This window comes from Streptomyces sp. BR123 (assembly GCF_013401435.1).
Lineage (GTDB): Bacteria > Actinomycetota > Actinomycetes > Streptomycetales > Streptomycetaceae > Streptomyces.
The window spans coordinates 1-19,613 of record NZ_JACBGN010000127.1; the positions used below are offsets into that span (position 1 = coordinate 1).

The 19,613-nt window shown below is 72.5% G+C and carries 15 protein-coding genes and 1 tRNA gene; 8 read left to right on the forward strand and 8 right to left on the reverse strand.

What is annotated here, in order from left to right; translation table 11 throughout:
- Both HYE82_RS20075 and HYE82_RS20080 read left to right on the forward strand, forming a co-directional pair.
- Positions 1-1,385: phosphoenolpyruvate carboxylase (locus tag HYE82_RS20075; protein WP_179175495.1), on the forward strand; the 1,385-nt coding region annotated here is incomplete at its 5' end.
- A gap of 211 nt (positions 1,386-1,596) precedes the next feature.
- Positions 1,597-2,271 (forward strand): hypothetical protein, encoded by a 675-nt coding sequence (locus HYE82_RS20080; protein ID WP_179175496.1) that lies wholly within the window; start codon positions 1,597-1,599, stop codon positions 2,269-2,271.
- Positions 2,272-2,448: 177 nt separating this feature from the next.
- On the opposite strand, the gene pth is transcribed toward HYE82_RS20080, so the two are convergent.
- From pth to HYE82_RS20105, 5 genes are all read right to left on the reverse strand, one after another.
- On the reverse strand, positions 2,449-3,039 hold the full coding sequence (pth, locus tag HYE82_RS20085; protein WP_179175497.1) for an aminoacyl-tRNA hydrolase: 591 nt from the start codon (positions 3,037-3,039) through the stop codon (positions 2,449-2,451).
- Between the two features lie 91 nt (positions 3,040-3,130).
- Positions 3,131-3,712 (reverse strand): 50S ribosomal protein L25/general stress protein Ctc, encoded by a 582-nt coding sequence (locus HYE82_RS20090; protein WP_179175498.1) that lies wholly within the window; start codon positions 3,710-3,712, stop codon positions 3,131-3,133.
- A 209-nt stretch (positions 3,713-3,921) separates the two neighbouring features.
- Positions 3,922-4,899: a ribose-phosphate diphosphokinase gene (locus HYE82_RS20095; RefSeq protein WP_179175499.1), complete on the reverse strand. Its 978-nt coding sequence runs from the start codon at positions 4,897-4,899 to the stop codon at positions 3,922-3,924.
- 146 nt (positions 4,900-5,045) lie between these two features.
- Positions 5,046-6,491: a bifunctional UDP-N-acetylglucosamine diphosphorylase/glucosamine-1-phosphate N-acetyltransferase GlmU gene (gene glmU / locus HYE82_RS20100; protein WP_179175500.1), complete on the reverse strand. Its 1,446-nt coding sequence runs from the start codon at positions 6,489-6,491 to the stop codon at positions 5,046-5,048.
- Between the two features lie 110 nt (positions 6,492-6,601).
- Positions 6,602-6,672: transfer RNA gene (locus tag HYE82_RS20105), tRNA-Gln, on the reverse strand.
- A 411-nt stretch (positions 6,673-7,083) separates the two neighbouring features.
- On the opposite strand from HYE82_RS20105, the gene HYE82_RS20110 reads away from it, so the two are divergent.
- Positions 7,084-8,379, forward strand: coding sequence for a sensor histidine kinase (locus HYE82_RS20110; protein ID WP_179175501.1), 1,296 nt, complete (start codon positions 7,084-7,086; stop codon positions 8,377-8,379).
- Between the two features lie 106 nt (positions 8,380-8,485).
- Here the strand turns inward: HYE82_RS20110 and HYE82_RS20115 are convergent, their stop codons facing one another.
- A complete protein-coding gene (locus tag HYE82_RS20115) occupies positions 8,486-9,028 on the reverse strand; it encodes an SUKH-3 domain-containing protein (RefSeq protein ID WP_179175502.1) in 543 nt (180 codons plus the stop codon).
- An 11-nt stretch (positions 9,029-9,039) separates the two neighbouring features.
- Complete coding sequence (locus HYE82_RS20120) at positions 9,040-9,588, reverse strand: YwqJ-related putative deaminase (RefSeq protein WP_179175503.1); 549 nt, start codon at positions 9,586-9,588, stop codon at positions 9,040-9,042.
- A gap of 226 nt (positions 9,589-9,814) precedes the next feature.
- Here HYE82_RS20120 and HYE82_RS20125 point away from each other — a divergent pair, with 226 nt between their 5' ends.
- The 3 genes from HYE82_RS20125 (at position 9,815) to HYE82_RS20135 (ending at position 14,413) form a co-directional block, all read left to right on the forward strand.
- Entirely contained in the window at positions 9,815-10,828 is a 1,014-nt protein-coding gene (locus HYE82_RS20125) for an SMI1/KNR4 family protein (RefSeq protein ID WP_179175504.1), read from the forward strand.
- Positions 10,829-10,835: 7 nt separating this feature from the next.
- Entirely contained in the window at positions 10,836-13,397 is a 2,562-nt protein-coding gene (locus tag HYE82_RS20130) for an SUKH-4 family immunity protein (protein ID WP_179175505.1), read from the forward strand.
- A 134-nt stretch (positions 13,398-13,531) separates the two neighbouring features.
- A complete protein-coding gene (locus tag HYE82_RS20135; protein WP_256987459.1) occupies positions 13,532-14,413 on the forward strand; it encodes a cellulose-binding protein in 882 nt (293 codons plus the stop codon).
- Between the two features lie 189 nt (positions 14,414-14,602).
- Here the strand turns inward: HYE82_RS20135 and HYE82_RS20140 are convergent, their stop codons facing one another.
- A complete protein-coding gene (locus tag HYE82_RS20140; protein WP_256987460.1) occupies positions 14,603-15,427 on the reverse strand; it encodes a hypothetical protein in 825 nt (274 codons plus the stop codon).
- A gap of 719 nt (positions 15,428-16,146) precedes the next feature.
- Between HYE82_RS20140 and HYE82_RS20145 the strand changes: the two genes are divergently transcribed.
- Positions 16,147-16,935, forward strand: coding sequence for an ABC transporter ATP-binding protein (locus tag HYE82_RS20145; RefSeq protein ID WP_179175507.1), 789 nt, complete (start codon positions 16,147-16,149; stop codon positions 16,933-16,935).
- Positions 16,932-19,526 carry an ABC transporter permease gene (locus HYE82_RS20150; RefSeq protein WP_179175508.1) on the forward strand — a complete coding sequence of 865 codons (2,595 nt, stop codon included), beginning with the start codon at positions 16,932-16,934 and terminating at the stop codon, positions 19,524-19,526. The genes HYE82_RS20145 and HYE82_RS20150 overlap by 4 nt, the downstream gene beginning before the upstream one ends.
- Positions 19,527-19,613 lie beyond the last annotated feature (87 nt).

Here is a 19,613-nt window from a genome sequence, read left to right on the forward strand (position 1 = left end):
CCCCCACCCCCGCCCCGCTCGACGCGGCCGGCCAGAAGACCCTCGGCGTCTTCCTCGCCGTCAAGGACGCCTTCGAGAAGTTCGGCCCCGAGGTCATCGAGTCCTACATCATCTCCATGTGCCAGGGCGCCGACGACGTCTTCGCCGCCGCCGTCCTCGCCCGCGAGGCCGGCCTCCTCGACCTCCACGCCGGCTGGGCCAAGATCGGCATCGTGCCGCTCCTGGAGACCACCGACGAGCTGCGCGCAGCCGACGTCATCCTCGACGAGATGCTCGCCGACCCCTCCTACCGGCGCCTGGTCTCCCTCCGCGGCGACGTCCAGGAAGTCATGCTCGGCTACTCCGACTCCTCCAAGTTCGGCGGCATCACCACCAGCCAGTGGGAGATCCACCGCGCCCAGCGCCGCCTGCGCGACGTCGCCCACCGCTACGGCGTCCGCCTGCGCCTCTTCCACGGCCGCGGCGGCACCGTCGGCCGCGGCGGCGGCCCCTCCCACGACGCGATCCTCGCCCAGCCGTGGGGCACCCTCGAAGGCGAGATCAAGGTCACCGAGCAGGGCGAGGTCATCTCCGACAAGTACCTCGTGCCGTCCCTGGCCCGCGAGAACCTCGAACTCACCGTCGCCGCCACCCTGCAGGCCTCCGCCCTGCACACCGCCCCCCGCCAGTCCGTCGACGACCTCGCCCGCTGGGACGCGGCCATGGACATCGCCTCCGACGCCGCCCACGCCGCCTACCGGGCCCTCGTCGAGGACCCCGACCTGCCCGCCTACTTCTTCGCCTCCACCCCCGTCGACCAGCTCGCCGACCTCCACCTGGGCTCCCGGCCCTCCCGCCGCCCCGACTCCGGTGCCGGCCTCGACGGCCTCCGCGCCATCCCCTGGGTGTTCGGCTGGACCCAGTCCCGGCAGATCGTCCCCGGCTGGTACGGCGTCGGCTCCGGCCTCAAGGCGCTCCGCGAAGCCGGTCAGGAAAACGTCCTCACCGAAATGGGCGAACGCTGGCACTTCTTCCGCAACTTCCTGTCCAACGTCGAGATGACCCTCGCCAAGACGGACCTGCGGATCGCCCGCCACTACGTCGACACCCTCGTCCCCGACGAGCTCAAGCACGTCTTCGACCGCATCCGCGCCGAACACGAGCTCACCGTCCGCGAGGTCCTGCGCATCACCGGCGGTGAACGCCTCCTGGACTCGCAGCCCGTCCTCCAGCAGACCTTCGCCGTCCGCGACGCCTACCTGGACCCCATCTCCTACCTCCAGGTCTCCCTGCTGGCCCGCCAGCGCGCCGCCGCCGCCCGCGGCGAGGACCCCGACCCGACCCTCTCCCGCGCCCTGCTCCTCAGCGTCAACGGCGTCGCCGCCGGCCTGCGCAACACCGGCTGACCCGCCCCCGCAGCAGCCCGTACGCACGACAGGGCCCCCGCACCGTCACGGTGCGGGGGCCCTGCCGCATCACCGGGGGCACGCGGCCCCCGGCTCACCGGAGCCTCAGCCCTCGGCCCCTGCCTTGCGGCGGCGCATCACCAGCACGGCACCGGCGCCGACCAGCACGGCGGCCACGCCCGCCATCAGGCCGACCGGCGCGTCCGAGCCCGTGCTCGCCAGACCGCCGCCCGTCGAGCCACCGGTCGCCGCCGAGGACGACGACACCGACGGCGACGGGGACCCGGACGGGGAACCCGACGGAGAACCGGACACGGACGACGACGGGCTGACCGACGGAGAACCGGACGGCGACGACGAACCGGACGGCGACGACGACGGGGTGCCTGACGGCGAACCCGACGGCGAACCCGACGGGCTGCCCGACGGCGAGGACGACGGCTTCGTCGAAGCCGGGCACGTGTGCGAGAGGTTGAACCAGTCGACCGCGCCGCCGCTGACCTCCGCCGAAGCGGCCGTCAGCTTCGCACCCGGTGCGGACGCCACGTACGCGTGCTTCTGCGTCGGCGGACCGAACACCGTCACGACCTTCTCGCCACCCGGCTCGAAGGTCACCTTCAGCTTCACGAACGTCGTCGAATTGCCCGGCAGCACGAAGTGCCAGCCGTCCTGGGAGGCCGGGATGTCCGCGCAGCTCTTCTCGTTCGAGACACCCTTCGAGGTGGCCGTGAGCGGAAGCTGCTGGTGGATCGGGACCGTGTACGAACCATCGGCGAAAGCCGGGGCCGCACCCGCGGCGAGCAGCAGGGAGACAGCAGCAGAAACCGAAACCGCCGCCGCCCGGCGCTTGGGGGATATGGGCATGGGATACCTCTGGCGCAGATGAGGGAAACGTGCCGTGGGAGGTGGCGGCCCAGCATGTGGAGCACAGCATGCCCAGGTCAAGAGGCGGTCGTCAGCATTCGCTCGGGGTTGGCGCAGAGAACCCCTTATGTCCGCTGTAACGATCCGTGAGCGGGGGCCGTCCCACCGGCCCCCGTCACCGGCGGACCGTGAAAAACCGTCAGGAGTTGTACGCGGACTGCGCCCGCTCCAGACCTTCCGCGATCAGGCACTCCACGGCATCCGCCGCCCGGTCCACGAACCAGTCCAGCTCCTTGCGCTCCGCGGACGAGAAATCCTTCAGGACGAAGTCCGCCACCTGCATCCGGCCCGGCGGACGCCCGATCCCGCACCGCACCCGGTGGTACTCCGCCCCCATCGCCTTCGTCATCGACTTCAGGCCGTTGTGACCGTTGTCGCCGCCGCCCAGCTTCAGGCGCAGCGTCGGGTAGTCGATGTCCAGCTCGTCGTGGACGGCCACGATCCGGTCCACCGGCACCTTGTAGAAGTCCCGCAGCGCCGTCACCGGACCACCCGACAGGTTCATGAAGGACATCGGCTTCGCCAGCACCACCCGCCGGTTCGCCGGCCCCGGGGGCCCGATCCGCCCCTCCACCACCTGCGCCCGCGCCTTGTGCGCCTTGAACTTCCCCCGGATCCGGTCGGCCAGCAGATCGACCACCATGAACCCGATGTTGTGGCGGTTGCCCGCGTACTCCGCCCCGGGATTCCCCAGGCCGACGATCAGCCAGGGCGCCGCATCGTCCGACATCACAAAGCTCCTTAACGTGCACGACCGCCGTCCTGCCCCAGTGGAACAGAACGGCGGTCGTTCAGCATCAGCCGAAAGGGAAGGGCGAGGCTCAGGCCTCGGCGCCCTCGGCCTCGGCAGCCGGCTCCTCGACCTGGGCCGAGACGACCTGCAGGACGACCGCGTCGGCCTCGGTCACCAGGGTGACGCCCGACGGCAGCGCGATGTCCTGGGCGTGGACGGAAGAACCGGCCTCCAGGCCCTCGACGGAGACCGTCAGGGACTCGGGCAGGTGGGTGGCCTCGGCCTCGACCGACACGGTGGCGAGGACGTGCTCCAGCAGGTTGCCGCCGGCGGCCAGCTCACCCTCGGTCTGGACCGGAACCTCGACGGTGACCTTCTCGCCCTTCTTCACGGCGAGGAAGTCGACGTGGTCGACGGTGCGCTTGATCGGGTCCTTCTGGACGGCCTTCGGGATGACCAGCTCGGTGCCCTCGCCCGCGATGTCCAGGGAGATCAGGACGTTCGGGGTCTTCAGCGCCATGGTCAGGGCGTGGCCCTCGACGGAGACGTGCTTCGGGGCCTCGCCGTGGCCGTAGATGACCGCGGGGATCTGCTTGTTGCGGCGGGTGGCGCGGGCAGCACCCTTGCCGAACACGGTACGGATCTCAGCGGAGAGCTTGACCTCGGACATGATCACTCCTCGTGGGTGACGGAAACGGACAACGGTCACCCGGCCACGAAACGGCCTGCTACGAAGAGCGCGTCGATAACGGAGCCCCGGCACCTTCACAAAAAAGGCGCGGCCTCCCTCGCCGAGCAACTCGTCAAGTCTACCCGGCGGGGAGGCCGCGCCCAAAAGGATCTACCGCAGGCCCCGGAGCGGGACCCGCCGTCCGGTCCTTACTGCTGCTCCTCGAAGAGGCTCGTCACCGAACCGTCCTCGAACACCTCGCGCACGGCACGCGCGATCGTCGGGGCGATCGACAGCACCGTGATCTTGTCGAGCTCCAGGTCGGACGGATCCGGCAGCGTGTTCGTGAACACGAACTCGCTGACCTTGGAGTTCTTCAGGCGGTCCGCCGCCGGGCCCGACAGGATGCCGTGCGTGGCCGTCACGATGACGTCCTCCGCACCGTGCGCGAAGAGCGCCTCGGCGGCGGCGCAGATGGTGCCACCCGTGTCGATCATGTCGTCGACCAGGACGCAGACGCGGCCCCGGACCTCACCGACGACCTCGTGGACGGTCACCTGGTTGGCGACGTCCTTGTCGCGGCGCTTGTGCACGATCGCCAGCGGCGCGTCCAGACGGTCGCACCAGCGGTCGGCCACGCGCACACGGCCGGCGTCCGGGGACACGATCGTCAGCTTGGTGCGGTCCACCTTGGCGCCCACGTAGTCCGCGAGGACCGGAAGCGCCGACAGGTGGTCCACCGGGCCGTCGAAGAAGCCCTGGATCTGGTCCGTGTGCAGGTCGACCGTCAGGATCCGGTCCGCGCCCGCCGTCTTCAGCAGATCCGCCACCAGACGCGCCGAGATCGGCTCACGGCCCTTGTGCTTCTTGTCCTGGCGGGCATACCCGTACGACGGGATGATCACAGTGATCGAACGGGCCGACGCACGCTTCAGCGCGTCCAGCATGATCAGCTGCTCCATGATCCACTTGTTGATCGGAGCCGTGTGGCTCTGGATCAGGAAGCAGTCCGCACCACGCGCCGACTCCTGGAAGCGGACGTAGATCTCACCGTTGGCGAAGTCGAAAGCCTTGGTCGGCACGAGCTGGACGCCCAGCTGGTGCGCAACCTCCTCGGCCAGCTCGGGGTGGGCGCGGCCGGAGAAGAGCATCAGCTTCTTCTCGCCGGTCGTCTTGATCCCGGTCACAGCACAGTCTCCTCAGACGTGTTGAAAGCTGCTCGCCCCCGCGTGCGTCCGTCCCGCACACGGTGAGCCAGCCGATTGCGTGCACCTATCACGGTACGCCGTCTCCAGCGCACCTGTTTCCGGACAGTTCACCCGGAAGGGCTTCCTCAGCCCTCGGACCCCTCCCGGGCCGCCGACTGCGCCGCAGACGCAGCAGCACTCCCCGGACGCTTGCGGGCCACCCAGCCCTCGATATTCCGCTGCTGACCACGCGCAACCGCCAGCGCACCGGGCGGCACGTCCTTGGTGATCACAGACCCGGCCGCCGTGTAGGCGCCGTCCCCGATCGTGACGGGCGCCACAAACATGTTGTCCGAGCCCGTCTTGCAATGCGAGCCGACCGTGGTGTGGTGCTTGTGCTCGCCGTCGTAGTTCACGAACACGCTCGCCGCACCGATGTTGGAGTACTCGCCGATCGTCGCGTCACCCACGTACGACAGGTGCGGAACCTTCGTCCCCTCGCCGATCGTCGCGTTCTTCATCTCCACGTACGTACCGGCCTTCGCCTTGAGGCCGAGCTTCGTCCCCGGCCGCAGGTACGCGTACGGACCCACCGACGCCGACTCGCCGATCACCGCCGAGTCCGCCACCGTGTTGTCCACCCGCGCCCCCGGACCCACCTGCGTGTCCTTCAGCCGCGTGTTCGGACCGACCTCGGCACCCTCGGCGACGTGCGTCGTGCCGAGCAGCTGGGTGCCCGGGTGTACGAGCGCGTCCTGCCCGAAGGTCACCGTCACGTCCACGAACGTGCTCGCCGGGTCCACGACCGTCACGCCCGCCAGCATCGCCCGCTCCAGCAGCCGCGCGTTCAGCAGCGCCCGCGCCTCGGCCAGCTGCACCCGGTTGTTGATCCCCAGGATCTGCCGGTGGTCACTGCCCACGGACGCACCCACGCGGTGGCCGGCCTCCCGCAGGATGCCGAGCACGTCGGTGAGGTACTCCTCGCCCTGGCTGTTGTCCGTCCGCACCTTGCCCAGGGCGTCGGCCAGCAGCGCACCGTCGAACGCGAAGACACCCGAGTTGATCTCCCGGATCGCCCGCTGCTCCTCGGTGGCGTCCTTGTGCTCGACGATCGCGGTGACCGCGCCGGTCTCCGCGTCGCGGACGATGCGGCCGTAGCCGGTCGAGTCCGGGACCTCGGCGGTCAGGACGGTGACGGCGTTGCCGTCGGCGCCGTGCGTCGCGACCAGGGCGGACAGGGTCTCGCCGGTCAGCAGCGGGGTGTCGCCGCAGACCACGACCACGGTCCCCTCGACGGACCCGCCGAGCTCCTGCAACGCCATGCGGACGGCGTGGCCGGTGCCGTTCTGCTCGTACTGCACGGCCGTGCGGACGTCGGCGTCGATGTCGGCGAGGTGCGCGGTGACCTGCTCACGGGCGTGGCCGACGACGACCACGAGGTGCTCGGGGTCGAGCTCGCGCGAGGCGGCGACGACGTGTCCCACGAGCGACCGCCCGCAGATCTCGTGCAGGACCTTGGGAGTGGCCGACTTCATGCGGGTGCCCTCACCCGCTGCGAGTACGACGACGGCTGCCGGGCGGTTGGCGCTCACGGGTGTGCCCTTCGGCTTCGGGTGGTGGACTTCCGAAGGATACCGGGGGGTCAGGGGGCGTAAACGAGGGCGGGTCCTGACCTTCCGGTCAGGACCCGAACCTGCATGCGCTCCCCTGCCAGGATTCGAACCCGGACATAAGGTACCAAAAACCTCAGTGCTGCCATTACACCACAGGGGATAGCAAAGTCGGTCAAACCGGACATTTGCTCGCTCGGTTGAACTGACGGAGCCCACTATGCCGCACCAAGTGCCTTCAATGCGACGGTACAAGTCGCGAGCGGCGGTTACCCGGACCACGGGACAGCCGTGGTGGTCGGTGCCGGTGTTCTTGCGGAACGGTCCGGCTTCGGGCCGTGCTTCTTGCGCGTCGCCTCCTTTCGTCCCTGCGGTACGGCTTGCTCTTGCTCCGCTCCGCCTCGAAGGCCCGGCGCTTGCGGGCGGCGTGGGTGTCGGCCATGGAGCCGCTGTCGTGAGGAATGCAGAGATTCAGGTCTCGCTCGGCGAACGGTTCGGTCCTGTGTGCGGCGACCCGGGCTGTGCCGGAATTCCGGTCGCGGGTGTGTTGGGGCCGCTGCGTAGGCTGGACGGCATGACCATGACGGGGGAATCGCAGGGTGGGGCCGGGCGGGACGGGCCCCTGTGGTGGGACCGTCCGCAGGGCGCGGTGCTCGACGGGGGGATCGCGGCCGTGTCGGCCGCGGAGTGTGCGGCCGAGGGGGTGGCCTTCGCGCACGAGACCGGGATTCCGACGGCGCTGGGAGTGCTCTTCGGGGTGCTGGTGGGGGCCGTGGTGCTGCTGCGGTGGCGCTGGCCGGTGGCCGTGGTGCTGGTCGGGATCGCCGTGGCACCGGCGGCCATGGGCATCGTCCTCAGCGTGGTCGGGCTGTACACGCTCGCCGCCAGCGAGGTGCCCCGTCGGATCACGTCGACGCTGACCGTGCTGGCCCTGGTGGCGACGTTCGCCGTCATGTACGTGCGCACCAGCGGGGGTGTCGGCGCCACGCACGGCGTGGTGCTCGTGCTGTCCGGGGTCCTGGCGGTGGCGCTGAACGTGGTGCCGGTCCTGCTCGGCCTCTACATGGGGGCGCGGCGCCGTCTGATGGAGAGCCTGCGGGAGCGGGCGGATTCGCTGGAGCGGGAGCTGTTGCTGCTGGCGGAGCGGGCGGAGGAGCGGGCCGAGTGGGCCCGGCGGGAGGAGCGGACCCGGATCGCGCGGGAGATGCACGACGTGGTGGCGCACCGGGTGTCGCTGATGGTGGTGCATGCGGCGGCTTTGCAGGCGGTGGCGGCGAAGGATCCGGTGAAGGCGGCGCGGAACGCGGCGCTGGTGGGGGACATGGGCCGGCAGGCGTTGACGGAGTTGCGGGAGATGCTGGGCGTGCTGCGGGCGCCGGTGCAGGTGAGGTCGGCGGTGCCGGCCCCGGTGGCTGTCGTGGCGGAGCCGGTGGCGGTGGGGGCCGCGGTTGCGGCGGGTCCGGAGGACGGGCCGACGCTGGGGGAGCTGGAGGCGCTGGTCGGGCAGTCCCGGGCGGCGGGGATGGCCGTGGACCTGGACGTCCGGGGTGCGGGGGGCGCGTATCCGGCGGAGGTGGAGCAGACGGCGTACCGGGTGGTGCAGGAGGCGCTCACGAACTGCCACAAGCATGCGCCGGGCGCGAAGGTCGTCGTGCGGCTGGCTCACCGGGACGGCGAGGTGGCGATGCAGGTGGAGAACGGGCCGGGTGCGGCGGATGTGGCGCGGCCCGAGCTGCCCAGCGGGGGGAACGGGCTGGTCGGCATGCGGGAGCGGGTGCAGGGGTTGGGCGGGGTGTTCGTGTCCGGTCCGACGGATGCGGGGGGTTTCCGCGTGTCGGCGGTGCTGCCGGGTGTCGCCGGGCCGGGGTAGCGGTCGGTGCTGTCGGGTGCGGTCCCGGCCCGCGTCCTGTGGCGGCCTCGGCCGCGGTTCCCGGGCCGGCCGGTCCCGGCGCATCCGGTGCGCCGGGGCGGGCGGGTCAGTGGGCGGCGGTGAGGCGGGTCGGCTGGAGGCCGGTGAGGAGGAGGGTGAGGGCTTCGTCCATGCCGGGGCCGAGGTACCAGTCGCCGGTGTGGTCGATGGCGTAGACGCGGCCCTCGCGGTCGATGGCGAGATGGGAGGCTCCCCCGGCTGCCGCCGGGAGGTTCCCCCAGTCGGAGTCGACGCCGAGGGGGCAGAGCTGCGTGGACAGGGCGCGGCCGAGGTCGGCGAAGGTGCGGGCGAGGTGCAGGCCGGTCAGCGGGTCCAGGCGGACGGGGACGGGTGCTATCTGGCGGCCCGGGCCGGCCGCGGTGATGGTGAGGCCGCCGAATTCGGCCCAGGCCTCGACGGCGGCGGGGAAGACGGTGTGGCGGTGCCCGGCGGGTGTGGTGTGGTCCCGGAGGGCGTCGGCCCAGTACTCGGCCTGCTTGATGTCCCAGCGGCCCGGCTCCCAGCCGGCGGCGCGCAGGGCGGTGTCGACGGCGGCGGGGAAGCGGGTGGCGGAGGAGCGGTCGTAGGAGGCGGAGGAGGTGGTGGTCATGGTGGCGGGGGTCAGGCCCTCTCGGAGGCGGGTGTGAGGTCGACGTGTCGTACGCCGAAGTGGGCGAGGAGGGCCTCGCAGGAGCGGCAGGGGGGTGCGTAGCTGCCGTGGAGGGGGTCGCCGTCCTCGCGGATGCGGCGGGCGGTGATCTTGGAGTTCTTCAGGGAGCGGCGTGCCTCGTTGGCCGTGAGGGGTTTGCGGGAGGCGCGTTTGCTGCGGGCCTTCTCGGCGGCGGTCAGGTGCCGGGAGAGGAGTATCGCCTCGGGGCAGCGGCCGGTGAAGCGTTCGCGCTGGCTGCTGGTGAGGGTGTCGAAGAAGTCCTGGACGAGCGGGTGCAGTGCGGGTGGCCGGTCGGCTTTGCCGGCGGTGCCGGTGAGGGTCTCGCCGCGTACGGAGAGGGCGGCGGCGACGGTGGGGAGGATGCCGTCGCGGCGGAAGCGGGGTACGGGTACGGCGGTGCGGTTGCCGTCGGCGCTCCAGCGCAGGCGCGGGTCCGAGGCGGAGCCGGCGGCTTCCGGTCCGGTGTCGGCTGCTGCCCCGCGTGTTGCCGTGTTCTGCATGCGTCTTCCCTCCCGTGGCTGCGGTGATGGCCGCTGTCGCGCACGCCCCCGTGCCGTGGGGACAGCCTGTCAAATGTCCTCCGCGGTGCGGAACGGGGGTCGAATATTCGTATCAATTCGGATGTTCCCGGCCGTCGGGCGGGTGCGTGGCTCGGGGGCGGGTGTCCCTCTTGCCGGAGCACATAGGCTGTGGTGAACCAGCCAGATCCAGCAGGGGGCTACTGCCATGACGACAGGTCGGCTCGGCCAGCATGCCGCGCCACCCAACGCCGCTTATTCGGGGCAGGTCGTGCATTTCCCGGACCCGGTCCGGGCCGCTCGGCACCCCCGTGGTGTGCGGATGGACGCGCAGGGACATCCCGACTTCTCCGCGTACGCGCGGGCGGCGGTGGAGATCGCCGAGCCGCCGGAGGGTTTCGGTGTGGACGAGCTGCGGCTGACGGACTGCGTGTCCGCGAACGCGGCCATGCGTGCGGCGGGGCACCCGTTGTGGGACACGGTCGGGCCGGTGGCGACACCGCACGGCTGGACCTGGCACCACGTGGCGGGGACGCGGCGGATGGAGCTGGTTCCGGTCGAGGTGAAGGCGCTGCTGCGGCATCACGCGGGGCTGGCGACGGCGCCGGTGGACCACGAGAAGCGGGGGACGCGGCCGCTGCAGGAGTTGCGGCCGGTGCACATGGGGCTGCCGAAGTCGGTGGTTTCGGTGTCGGAGCAGCAGGTGCAGGGGATCGAGGAGGATCTCGGGTACCGGCTGCCGGAGGCGTACCGCTCGTTCCTGAAGGCGGCGGGCGGGAGCGCGCCGGTGGGCGTCGGCCTGGACGTGGATCTGGGCGTGCTGGTGGACCAGCCGTTCTTCACGGTGCGTGAGGAGGCGGCGGTCAACGACCTGGTGTACGTCAACAAGTGTCTGCGGGACCACCTGACGAAGGACTACCTGTGTGTGGCGTTCGCGCAGGGCGGGCTGCTCGCGGTGAAGGTGAAGGGCGAGGGCCTCGGTTCGGTGTGGTTCTCCCCGTACGACGACGGCCGTGATCGGGACGGCTGGTCCGTCCAGGAGCGCGTAGAGCGGCTTTTGCTGCCGTGCGGTGCCGATTTCGATGCCTTTCTCGAACGACTGGCCGGAAATCCACCGGAGTTGGAGACCGTCGCCGGTCTGATGGTGGACGGCGGATTCGCACGCTCGGTTCCCGTGGAGGGGCCGGTTCCGGCGCCGGGTGCGGCGCCGGTGGAGGGATGACAGCGCGATGGTGACGTTTGCGCAGGCGCAGGAGCGTGCCGAGGAGTGGATCAACGGCGATGTGCCCCCGTACCAGCACCGCGAGGTGCGGGTACGGGAGTTCGGGCTGGGGTTCGTGGTGTGGGCGGAGGACCGGCCGGGCGGTCCGGTGTCCGGGGGTGGCCGGCAGCGGCTGGTCATCGCGCGGGACAGCGGTGAGGTGACGCTGTGGCCGGGGCTGCCGGTGGGTGAGGTCATCCGCCGGTACGAGGAGGAGTACGGGGCCGTGGCCGCGCCGGCGGCGGAGGCGTCGGTGCCGTCCCCGCGGATCGACTCGGAGCAGACCTCGTTCATGCTGAGCCCGCCCGAGTGGCTGCAGGAGGCCGCGGACCGGGCGGGGATCCCGGGAGGACCGTCGTCTGCGTCTGCGTCTGCGTCTGCGGGTGCGGGTGCGGGTGCGGGTGCGGGGGGCGGGGCTGCGGCTCCGGCGGCGCCCGTTCCGGCTGCCGGTGCGGCGGAGGAGTCCGCCGGGTCGCTGCCGGGTGCGCCGGCCGCTCCGGAGCCGGTGCCGCTGCGCCGTGAGGTGCCGTACGAGCCGACCGCCAGCGAAGGGGTGCCCGTCGGGGCGACGCCCTGGGCGGGTACGGACGTGAACCCGGGTGCGGACGAGGGGTCGGTGGCGCTGCCGGCGACCGTGTTCGCGCCGCCGCTGTCCGGGTCGGACCTGGAGGAGCTCGCACAGTCCGCGGGTGCGTCCGCGGAGGCGAAGACCACGCTGATGGCGGGGGGCAGCCAGCTGCCGAAGACGGCCATCGCACCCGCGGTCGACCTCGGGGCGGGGGCGCCGCCCGTGCCCGCTCCCGGCACCCCGGAGGCGCTGGCCCAGGAGCCCACGGGCAGAGCCCCGGTCGCTCCGTCCGGGATGCCGCCGGTGCCGCCCGCGCCTCCCGTCGCGCCTCCTGGTGCGCCCGGGCCCGCTCCCGTGGCCGGGGCCGCCTCCGCCGAGGCGCTGGCCCAGGAGCCCACGGACCGGGCCCCCGTCTCGCCGCCGCCCGCGCCGCCGGCCGCTCCCGGTGCCCCCGCTGCTCCGGCTGCTTCCGCACCGGGTCGGCCGCCCGCTCCTCCCGGCCCGCCGGGTGCTCCGGGTTCGCTGGGCCGCGGGCTGGACCATGCTGCGACGATGCTGGCGGGTCCGGCCGTGGTGGCCGGTGGTCCTCCGGCGCCTCCTGGTCCTCCTGGTGCTCCGGGTGTTCCGGGTGGGTCGAACGGTGCCGGTGTGGGTCAGCCGCCCGCTCCTCCCGGCCCGCCGGGTGCTCCGGGTTCGCTGGGCCGCGGGCTGGACCATGCCGCGACGATGCTGGCGGGTCCGGCCGTGGTGGCCGGTGGTCCTCCGGCGCCTCCTGGTCCTCCTGGTCCTCCTGGTGCTCCGGGTGTTCCGGGTGGGTCGAACGGTGCCGGTGTGGGTCAGCCGCCCGCTCCTCCCGGCCCGCCGGGTGCTCCGGGTTCGCTGGGCCGCGGGTTGGACCACGCCGCGACCATGCTGGCCGGCCCCGCCGTGGTCGGCGGCCCGCCCGCGCCTCCCGGCCCCGGCCCGGCCGCCGCCCCCTCCGGCGTACCCACCGTCGGCCCGGGCTACCAGGCCGTACTGCGCTACCGCGCCCCCGACGGCTCCGAGCAGCAGATCATCCGCCGCTCGGCGCCCGGCACCCCGCACCCGGAATGGCAGATCCTGCACGAGCTGCGCGCCATGAACGTGCCGCCGCAGCAGGTGCTGGAACTGCACACCGAGCTGGAGTCGTGTGAGCTGCCCGGCGGCTACTGCGCCCGGATGATCCGGGAGACCTGGCCGCAGGTCCGGATCACGAGCGTGGCCCCGTACGGCACGGACCACGCCGGACGCCAGGCGGGCATGCGGCACCTGCTGACCCACCAGGGCGAGTTGCACCAGGTGGCCGACGGGCCGGCGCGCCCGGCGCCGGTGCGCGCGCCCCTGCCGCAGGTGCAGCTGCAGCCGGCGATCCCGCTGGACGCGATCGGCTCCGAGCTGGTCGGGGCGTTCGGCCCGCAGGGCGTGTTCCGGTTCGACCAGCGGGCGGTGTCCCGCCAGGGTGTGCCGGAGATCGTGGCGCAGACCCTGGTCTGGGCGGGTCTGCCCGTGGACTTCGGGCCGTTCTTCTGGGCGCAGGCGGTGCCGGGCCAGCCGGTGCCGACGCTGGCCGAGCTCGCCGCGCAGCGGCAGGTGCAGCCCGCGTCGGACGCGGGCTCGTACCTGGTCATCGGCAGCGACTTCGGCAAGGCGCTGTGCGTGCAGTACGGCACCGCGCACATCGTGGCCGTCCCGGTGGAGGGCGGTCCCGGTGGGGCCCCGGTGCCGCCGCAGTTCGTGAATTCGAGCCTGCCGCAGTTCGCGCGCTCGCTGGCGATGCTGGGTCACATGTGGCGGCTGCGACAGCATCTGACGCCCGAACAGGCGGGCCGCTGGACGAGCGATTTCCAGGCGAACCTGGCGGGCCTCGACACCGCGGCACTGACCTCGCCCGAGAGCTGGTGGTCCGTGCTGCTGGAGCAGATGTGGGACGGGCTGCTCTGACCGGATGATCGGTTCGGTGGCCGGGCCGGGACCCTGGAACGGGGTCCCGGCCCGGCCATTCCGGCTTCTGGCCGCAGATGACGCATCCTTGACAGGAATCCCCGCGAGAGAGGCGCCCCAGGATGGCTGCACGCATGTCCCCTCACGGCCAGGGTTTCGCGATCGTACGCGTTCGCGGCTACCGGACCGACCAGGTCGACCGGTACGTCGCACGGCTGTTCGCGGGCCGTGACGAGGCCTGGGAAAGGGTGGCGCGGCTGACCGTCCTGGCCAAGCAGATGGAAGAGGAGGCCGAGCGGCTCCGCGAAGCCGTCGCCTCGCTCGTCCCGCACCGGTACGAGGACCTGACCGAACGCGCCCGGCGGATCTACGCGCTGGTCATCGAGGAAGCGGAGGCACTGCGCAGCGAGGCGCAGGGGGATGCCGCGGACGCGATGGCCGCGGCCGAGGCCTACGCCGAGCGTGCGGCCGAACTGGCCCGGCAGGACGCCGAAGCCGTCCGCGAGCAGACCGAGATCCGGGCCCGGCAGGGGCTGCAGGCGTCCGAACGCGAAGCGGAGGAACTCCTGGGGGAGGCGCGCGAGGACGCCGCGGCCTGGCGGGCCCAGGCGCAGGCCGCGTTCGTCGAGACCCGGCGGCGGGCCGACGAACTGCTCGCCGAGCGGGAACAGGACCAGGCCGACCGGTGGGACGCCGCCCAGCGGGAACTGGCCCGGCGTGAGGCGGACCTGGCGGAGCGGCTCGCGGAGATGGAGCGGCAGGCCGATGCGCGGCTCGCGGAGGCGCGCCGGGGATATGCGGAGGCGGAGGAGGCCGCGCGGCACGGGCAGGAGGATGCGGAGGCGCAGGCCGCCGATCTGATTGCGCAGGCGCGGGTGCAGGAGGAGCGGATCGGGCGGGAGACGGAGCGGGTGCTGCGGGAGCATGCGGAGGCGGAGGAGGAGATGCGCGCGCACATGAGCCATGTGCGCGCGAGCCTTGCGGCGCTGACGGGCCGTGCCGCGGCCGAGGGCTGACCGGGGGCTTGCCCGCGGCCCGCGGCCCGCGTTCCGGGGGCCGCCTCAAGCGCCGGCGGGGCCGGGCTTGCCGCCGCCCCTGACGGGGTGTCGGGTCCGAGGGCGGCCGGCCCGCGCCACGAAGCCACCGCCCGGGCGCGCCACCCGGCCCCGCCGGCGCTTGAGGCGAATCCCGAAACGCGTGCCGCGTCAGGCCGCCGCGGCCGGGGCGTGGCCGTACGGGTCGCTGCGCAGGCCCCGGGCCACGACAACCACCGTGAAGGCGCTCGGCGCACCCTGCGGCAGCGGCGCCGTCAGGGTCTCCGGCCCCGCCTCGTACCGGGTCGGCAGGAGCTGCCCGTTCACCTCCACCCGCGCATCGGCGGTGAAGCCCCCGCCCCGCACGACCGCGGCCCCGTCCTCCACCGCCACCCCGGTGATCACCGGGTTGGGCCGTGTGGCCATCTTGTTCACCAGGTAAGCGCCGGCCGGCGCCCCAGTGAGCGCCCAGATCTGCCCGGGCAGGTCCGGCAGCCCGCCGCCCACGTCCGAGAGGAAGAACAGCACCACGTACAGCATGGTGACCACGCTGAGCGCCACGTACTGGAGGTCGACCAGGTCGGTGCGCCCGCTGTCGTTGGCGATCAGCTCCCGCAGGGGCCGTCGCCCCGAGTCCGTCGGCTGGGCGGCCGGTTTGGCGAGGCTGCCGTTCTCCAGCCGGATCCCGACGACCGCCTTGGCGGCGATGAGGGCCACGTACGGGCCGCCGAGCAGCGGCAGGTAGACGGTGGTGAGGGAGGAGAGCGGGCCGTCCTCGCCGGTGAAGTATCGGGTTCCGCCGCCTGTGGTGAGCCCGTGGACGAGGATCGTCAGGAGCAGCCAGACGAGGATGACCGTCCAGGCGAGCGCGAGGGCGGTCGAGGTGGAGAGCCGGCCGTCGCGGCCGGTGACGAGGGCGGGGCGGCGGCGGAGCCGCCAGCCGACCGGTCCGGCGACGGCGGCCAGTAAGGCCAGTGCGAGCAGTGCGGAAGCCATCTCTTCCCCCCGGGCGATGACGCGGATCTCCGACCCTGAGGTGTACTCCGCCGACAGGGGCCATGACAAGCGGGACGGGCGGCCGGCCCCTGCCTCTCCCGCTGCTCCGGCAGGACGGGGAACCGCCGCGGCGCCACGAACAGCAGCACCACCAGTGCGGCCACCCGGCTGCGGCGGCCGCGCCGAGGAGGACGTGGTCCACGGCGGCGGCCACGGCCCCGCGCAGCCGGTCGGCAGTGGCCTGCGGCAGGAGCTCAGGCCGGGCGAGGGCTTCGGAGACCCTGTCGAGGCGGCCGGGCGCGGCAGCCGCATCCGCACCCCCGTCCGCATCCGAAAGCCGCGACCCGAGATCCCTTCACCGTGCACGCATCTGCCGGAAACACCATCTCACCGGGCTGCGGCCGGGCGGTATCCCCCAGCCGGCGTCCGTCGAAGGGTGTAGTCCCCCTAGGGGTTGCTCCTCAGCAGGAGCCAGGGGCCGTTCGTCCCGGCGGAGGAGGAGAGCCGTTACCCGGTGTCCTTGACTGGTTCCTACGGGCGGGGGTGGGGCCAACCCCCCGGTGGATACGGCGAGCCGCACCAGGGCGCCGACCGCCCTCCGCGGCACACACTCCGATCCGGCGGCCCGCACCGCGCCTTCGCGCCACCGCACGGCCGCAGCCATACCCACCGACACATCCACACCCACATCCACACGGACACGAACGAGGGGACGAACCGTGACAACGGCCATCACCGAGACCAGGCAAGGGGAAAGCGGAGGGCACGCAGCCGTCGCGGCCCGGGCGCGTCGGGTCGTCAAGGCCTACGGCTCCGGCGAGACGCGCGTGGTGGCCCTCGACGCCGTGGACGTGGACATCGCGCGCGGGCAGTTCACCGCGATCATGGGCCCCTCGGGCTCCGGCAAGTCCACGCTGATGCACTGCCTCGCCGGTCTCGACACGGTGACGAGCGGGCAGATCTTCCTGGACGACACCGAGATCACGGGACTGAAGGACAAGAAGCTCACGCAGCTGCGCCGGGACCGGATCGGATTCATCTTCCAGGCGTTCAACCTGCTGCCGACGCTGAACGCGCTGGAGAACATCACGCTGCCCATGGACATAGCCGGGCGCAAGCCCGACCGGGAGTGGCTGAAGCGCGTGGTGGAGACGGTGGGGCTCGCGGGCCGACTGGACCACCGCCCGACGCAGCTGTCCGGCGGCCAGCAGCAGCGCGTGGCGGTCGCCCGCGCCCTCGTGGCCCGCCCGCAGATCATCTTCGGTGACGAGCCCACCGGAAACCTGGACTCCCGGGCCGGCGCCGAGATCCTGGGCTTCCTGCGCCGCTCGGTGGACGAGCTCGGCCAGACGATCGTCATGGTCACGCACGACCCGGTGGCCGCCTCGTACGCGGATCGCGTCGTCTTCCTCGCCGACGGCCGGATCGTGGACGAGATGTACGCGCCCACCGCAGACCAGGTCCTGGACCGGATGAAGGACTTCGACGCCCGGGGACGGACGTCGTGACCGTCCTGAAGACCTCGCTGCGCAATCTCCTCGCGCACAAGGGGAGGATGGCGCTGTCGGCCATCGCCGTGCTGCTCTCCGTCGCGTTCGTGACGGGGACGCTCGTGTTCACCGACACCATGAACACGACCTTCGACAAGCTGTTCTCCAGCACCGCCGCCGACGTCACCATCGGCGCCCCCGAGCCCGAGAAGGACGGCGGGGGCGAGGACAACGAGGCGATCCCGGCCAACGGCCGCCCGCAGACCATCCCCGCGGACACCGTCGAGAAGGCCACCCGCGTCGAGGGCGTCCGGTCCGCGCAGGGCGCCGTCGTGTCCTTGGCCGTCACCGTGGTCGACGCCGGGAACAAGAACGTCGGCCCCACCTCCGGCGCCCCGACGATCGCCGCGAACTGGAACGACAACGAGCTGAAGGCGATGGAGGTGACCTCCGGCCACCCGCCGCGCGGCCCGACCGAGGTGATGGTCGACGCCGACACCGCCGGGAAGCACAAGCTGAAGATCGGCGACGAGCTGCGCACCATCACCGTCACCGGCGACTTCCGGGCGCGGATCAGCGGCATCGCCACCTTCAGGGCGACCAACCCCGGCGCCACCGTCGTCTACTTCGACACCGCGACCGCGCAGCGCGAACTCCTCGGCGGGGCCGGCCGGCTCACCCACGTGTACGTGACCGCCGAGGACGGCGTCAGCGACGACCGGCTCAAGGCGAACCTGTCCGCCGCCCTCGGCGCGGGCACCCACAAGCTGCAGACCGCCAAGGAGGCCGCCGACGCCGGCCGCAAGGACGTGGGTGCCTTCCTCGACATCATGAAGTACGTGATGCTGGGCTTCGCGGGCATCGCGTTCCTCGTCGGCGTCTTCCTCATCTTCAACACCTTCTCGATGCTGGTCGCCCAGCGGACCCGCGAGATCGGCCTGATGCGGGCCATCGGCGCCGGCCGCGACCAGGTCAACCGGTCGGTCCTGATCGAGGCCCTGCTGCTGGGCGTCGTCGGCTCCCTCCTCGGTGTCGGCGCGGGCGTGGGCCTGGCCGTCGGGCTGATGGAGCTCATGGGCGGGATGGGCATGAAGCTGTCCACGGACGACCTGACCGTGCTGTGGACGACCCCGGTCACCGGCCTCGTCCTCGGTGTCGTCGTCACCGTCGTCTCCGCCTGCGTCCCGGCCCGCCGCGCCGGGAAGGTCTCCCCGATGGCCGCGCTGCGCGAGGCGGGCACCCCCGGCGACCGCAAGGCCGGCGCCGTCCGTGCCGTGCTCGGCCTGCTCCTCACCGGCCTCGGCGCCGGCGGCCTGCTCCTCGCGGCGGGCGCCGACGAGGCCAAGGCCGGCTCCGTGTGGCTGGCGGGCGGCGTCGTCCTCACCCTCATCGGCTTCATCGTGACCGGGCCGCTGTTGGCGGGCGGCGTGGTGCGGGCGCTGTCCGGGGCGGTGCTGAAGCCCTTCGGGCCCGTCGGCCGGCTGGCCGAGCGCAACGCGCTGCGCAACCCGCGCCGTACGGGCGCCACCGCCGCCGCGCTGATGATCGGCCTGGCGCTGGTCGCCTGCCTGTCCGTGGTCGGCTCGTCGATGGTGGCCTCCGCCACCGAGGAGCTCGACAAGTCGGTCGGCGCCGACTACATCGTCCAGTCGCAGAACGGCCAGCCCCTGGTCCCGCAGGCGGAGAAGGCGATGCGCGGCAGCGCGGGCCTGGACCACGTCACCGCCTACCGGATCGCCGGCGCCAAGGTGACCGCCCCCGACGGCTCCACCGCCGAGCAGAGCATCAGCGTCACCGACCCGTCCTACGCGGACGACGTCCGCCGGAAGATGAGGGCCGGGCGGCACGCGGACGCGTACGGGCCGGGCGTGATGTCGGTCGGCTCCCTGTACGCGGACAAGCACGGCGTCAAGGCCGGCGACGAGCTGACCGTCGCCTTCACCGGGGGCTCCACCGCGAGGCTGAAGGTCGCCGCCGTCACCGACGACGACGGCAACCTCGACAAGGGCGCCATGTACGTCGCGACGGCCACGGCCGAGCAGTACCTGCCGGCCGAGACGATGCCCCGCCCGTTCATGCTGCTCGCCAAGGCCGTCGACGGCCAGGAGGCCGCTGCCTACACGGCGCTCAAGGACGCCATGGCCGCGTACCCGCAGTACAAGGTGCTCAACCAGACCGACTACAAGCAGGTCCTCAAGGACCAGGTCGGCACGCTGCTGAACATGGTGTACGGGCTGCTGGCCCTCGCGATCATCGTCGCGGTCCTCGGGGTCGTGAACACCCTGGCCCTCTCGGTGGTCGAGCGGACCCGCGAGATCGGCCTGATGCGCGCCATCGGCCTCTCCCGCCGCCAGCTGCGCCGCATGATCCGCCTGGAGTCGGTGGTCATCGCCCTCTTCGGCGCCCTGCTCGGCCTGGGCCTGGGCATGGGCTGGGGGGTCTCCGCCCAGAAGCTGCTCGTCCTCGAGGGCATGCGGGTGCTGGAGGTCCCCTGGCCGACGATCGTCGGGGTCTTCGCCGGCTCGGCCTTCGTGGGCCTGTTCGCCGCACTGGTCCCGGCCTTCCGGGCGGGGCGGATGAACGTACTGAACGCGATCGCCGGCGAGTAGCGGCGGTCGTCACGGGGGTGCGCAGGCCCCGGCGACCCGAAAGGGCGGCCGGGGCCTGCGCCGTGCCCCGACCTCCCCGTACCGCCC

Bases quoted from the DNA above. Each gene is read 5' to 3' on its own strand.
- HYE82_RS20115 (WP_179175502.1), bottom strand. From the start codon at position 9,028: ATGACCACCACCTCCTCCGCCTCCTACGACCGCTCCTCCGCCACCCGC.
- HYE82_RS20140 (WP_256987460.1), bottom strand. From the start codon at position 15,427: ATGGCTTCCGCACTGCTCGCACTGGCCTTACTGGCCGCCGTCGCCGGA.
- HYE82_RS20130 (WP_179175505.1), top strand. From the start codon at position 10,836: ATGGTGACGTTTGCGCAGGCGCAGGAGCGTGCCGAGGAGTGGATCAAC.
- HYE82_RS20120 (WP_179175503.1), bottom strand. From the start codon at position 9,588: ATGCAGAACACGGCAACACGCGGGGCAGCAGCCGACACCGGACCGGAA.
- HYE82_RS20125 (WP_179175504.1), top strand. From the start codon at position 9,815: ATGACGACAGGTCGGCTCGGCCAGCATGCCGCGCCACCCAACGCCGCT.
- HYE82_RS20090 (WP_179175498.1), bottom strand. From the start codon at position 3,712: ATGTCCGAGGTCAAGCTCTCCGCTGAGATCCGTACCGTGTTCGGCAAG.
- HYE82_RS20110 (WP_179175501.1), top strand. From the start codon at position 7,084: ATGACCATGACGGGGGAATCGCAGGGTGGGGCCGGGCGGGACGGGCCC.
- pth (WP_179175497.1), bottom strand. From the start codon at position 3,039: ATGTCGGACGATGCGGCGCCCTGGCTGATCGTCGGCCTGGGGAATCCC.
- HYE82_RS20135 (WP_256987459.1), top strand. From the start codon at position 13,532: ATGTCCCCTCACGGCCAGGGTTTCGCGATCGTACGCGTTCGCGGCTAC.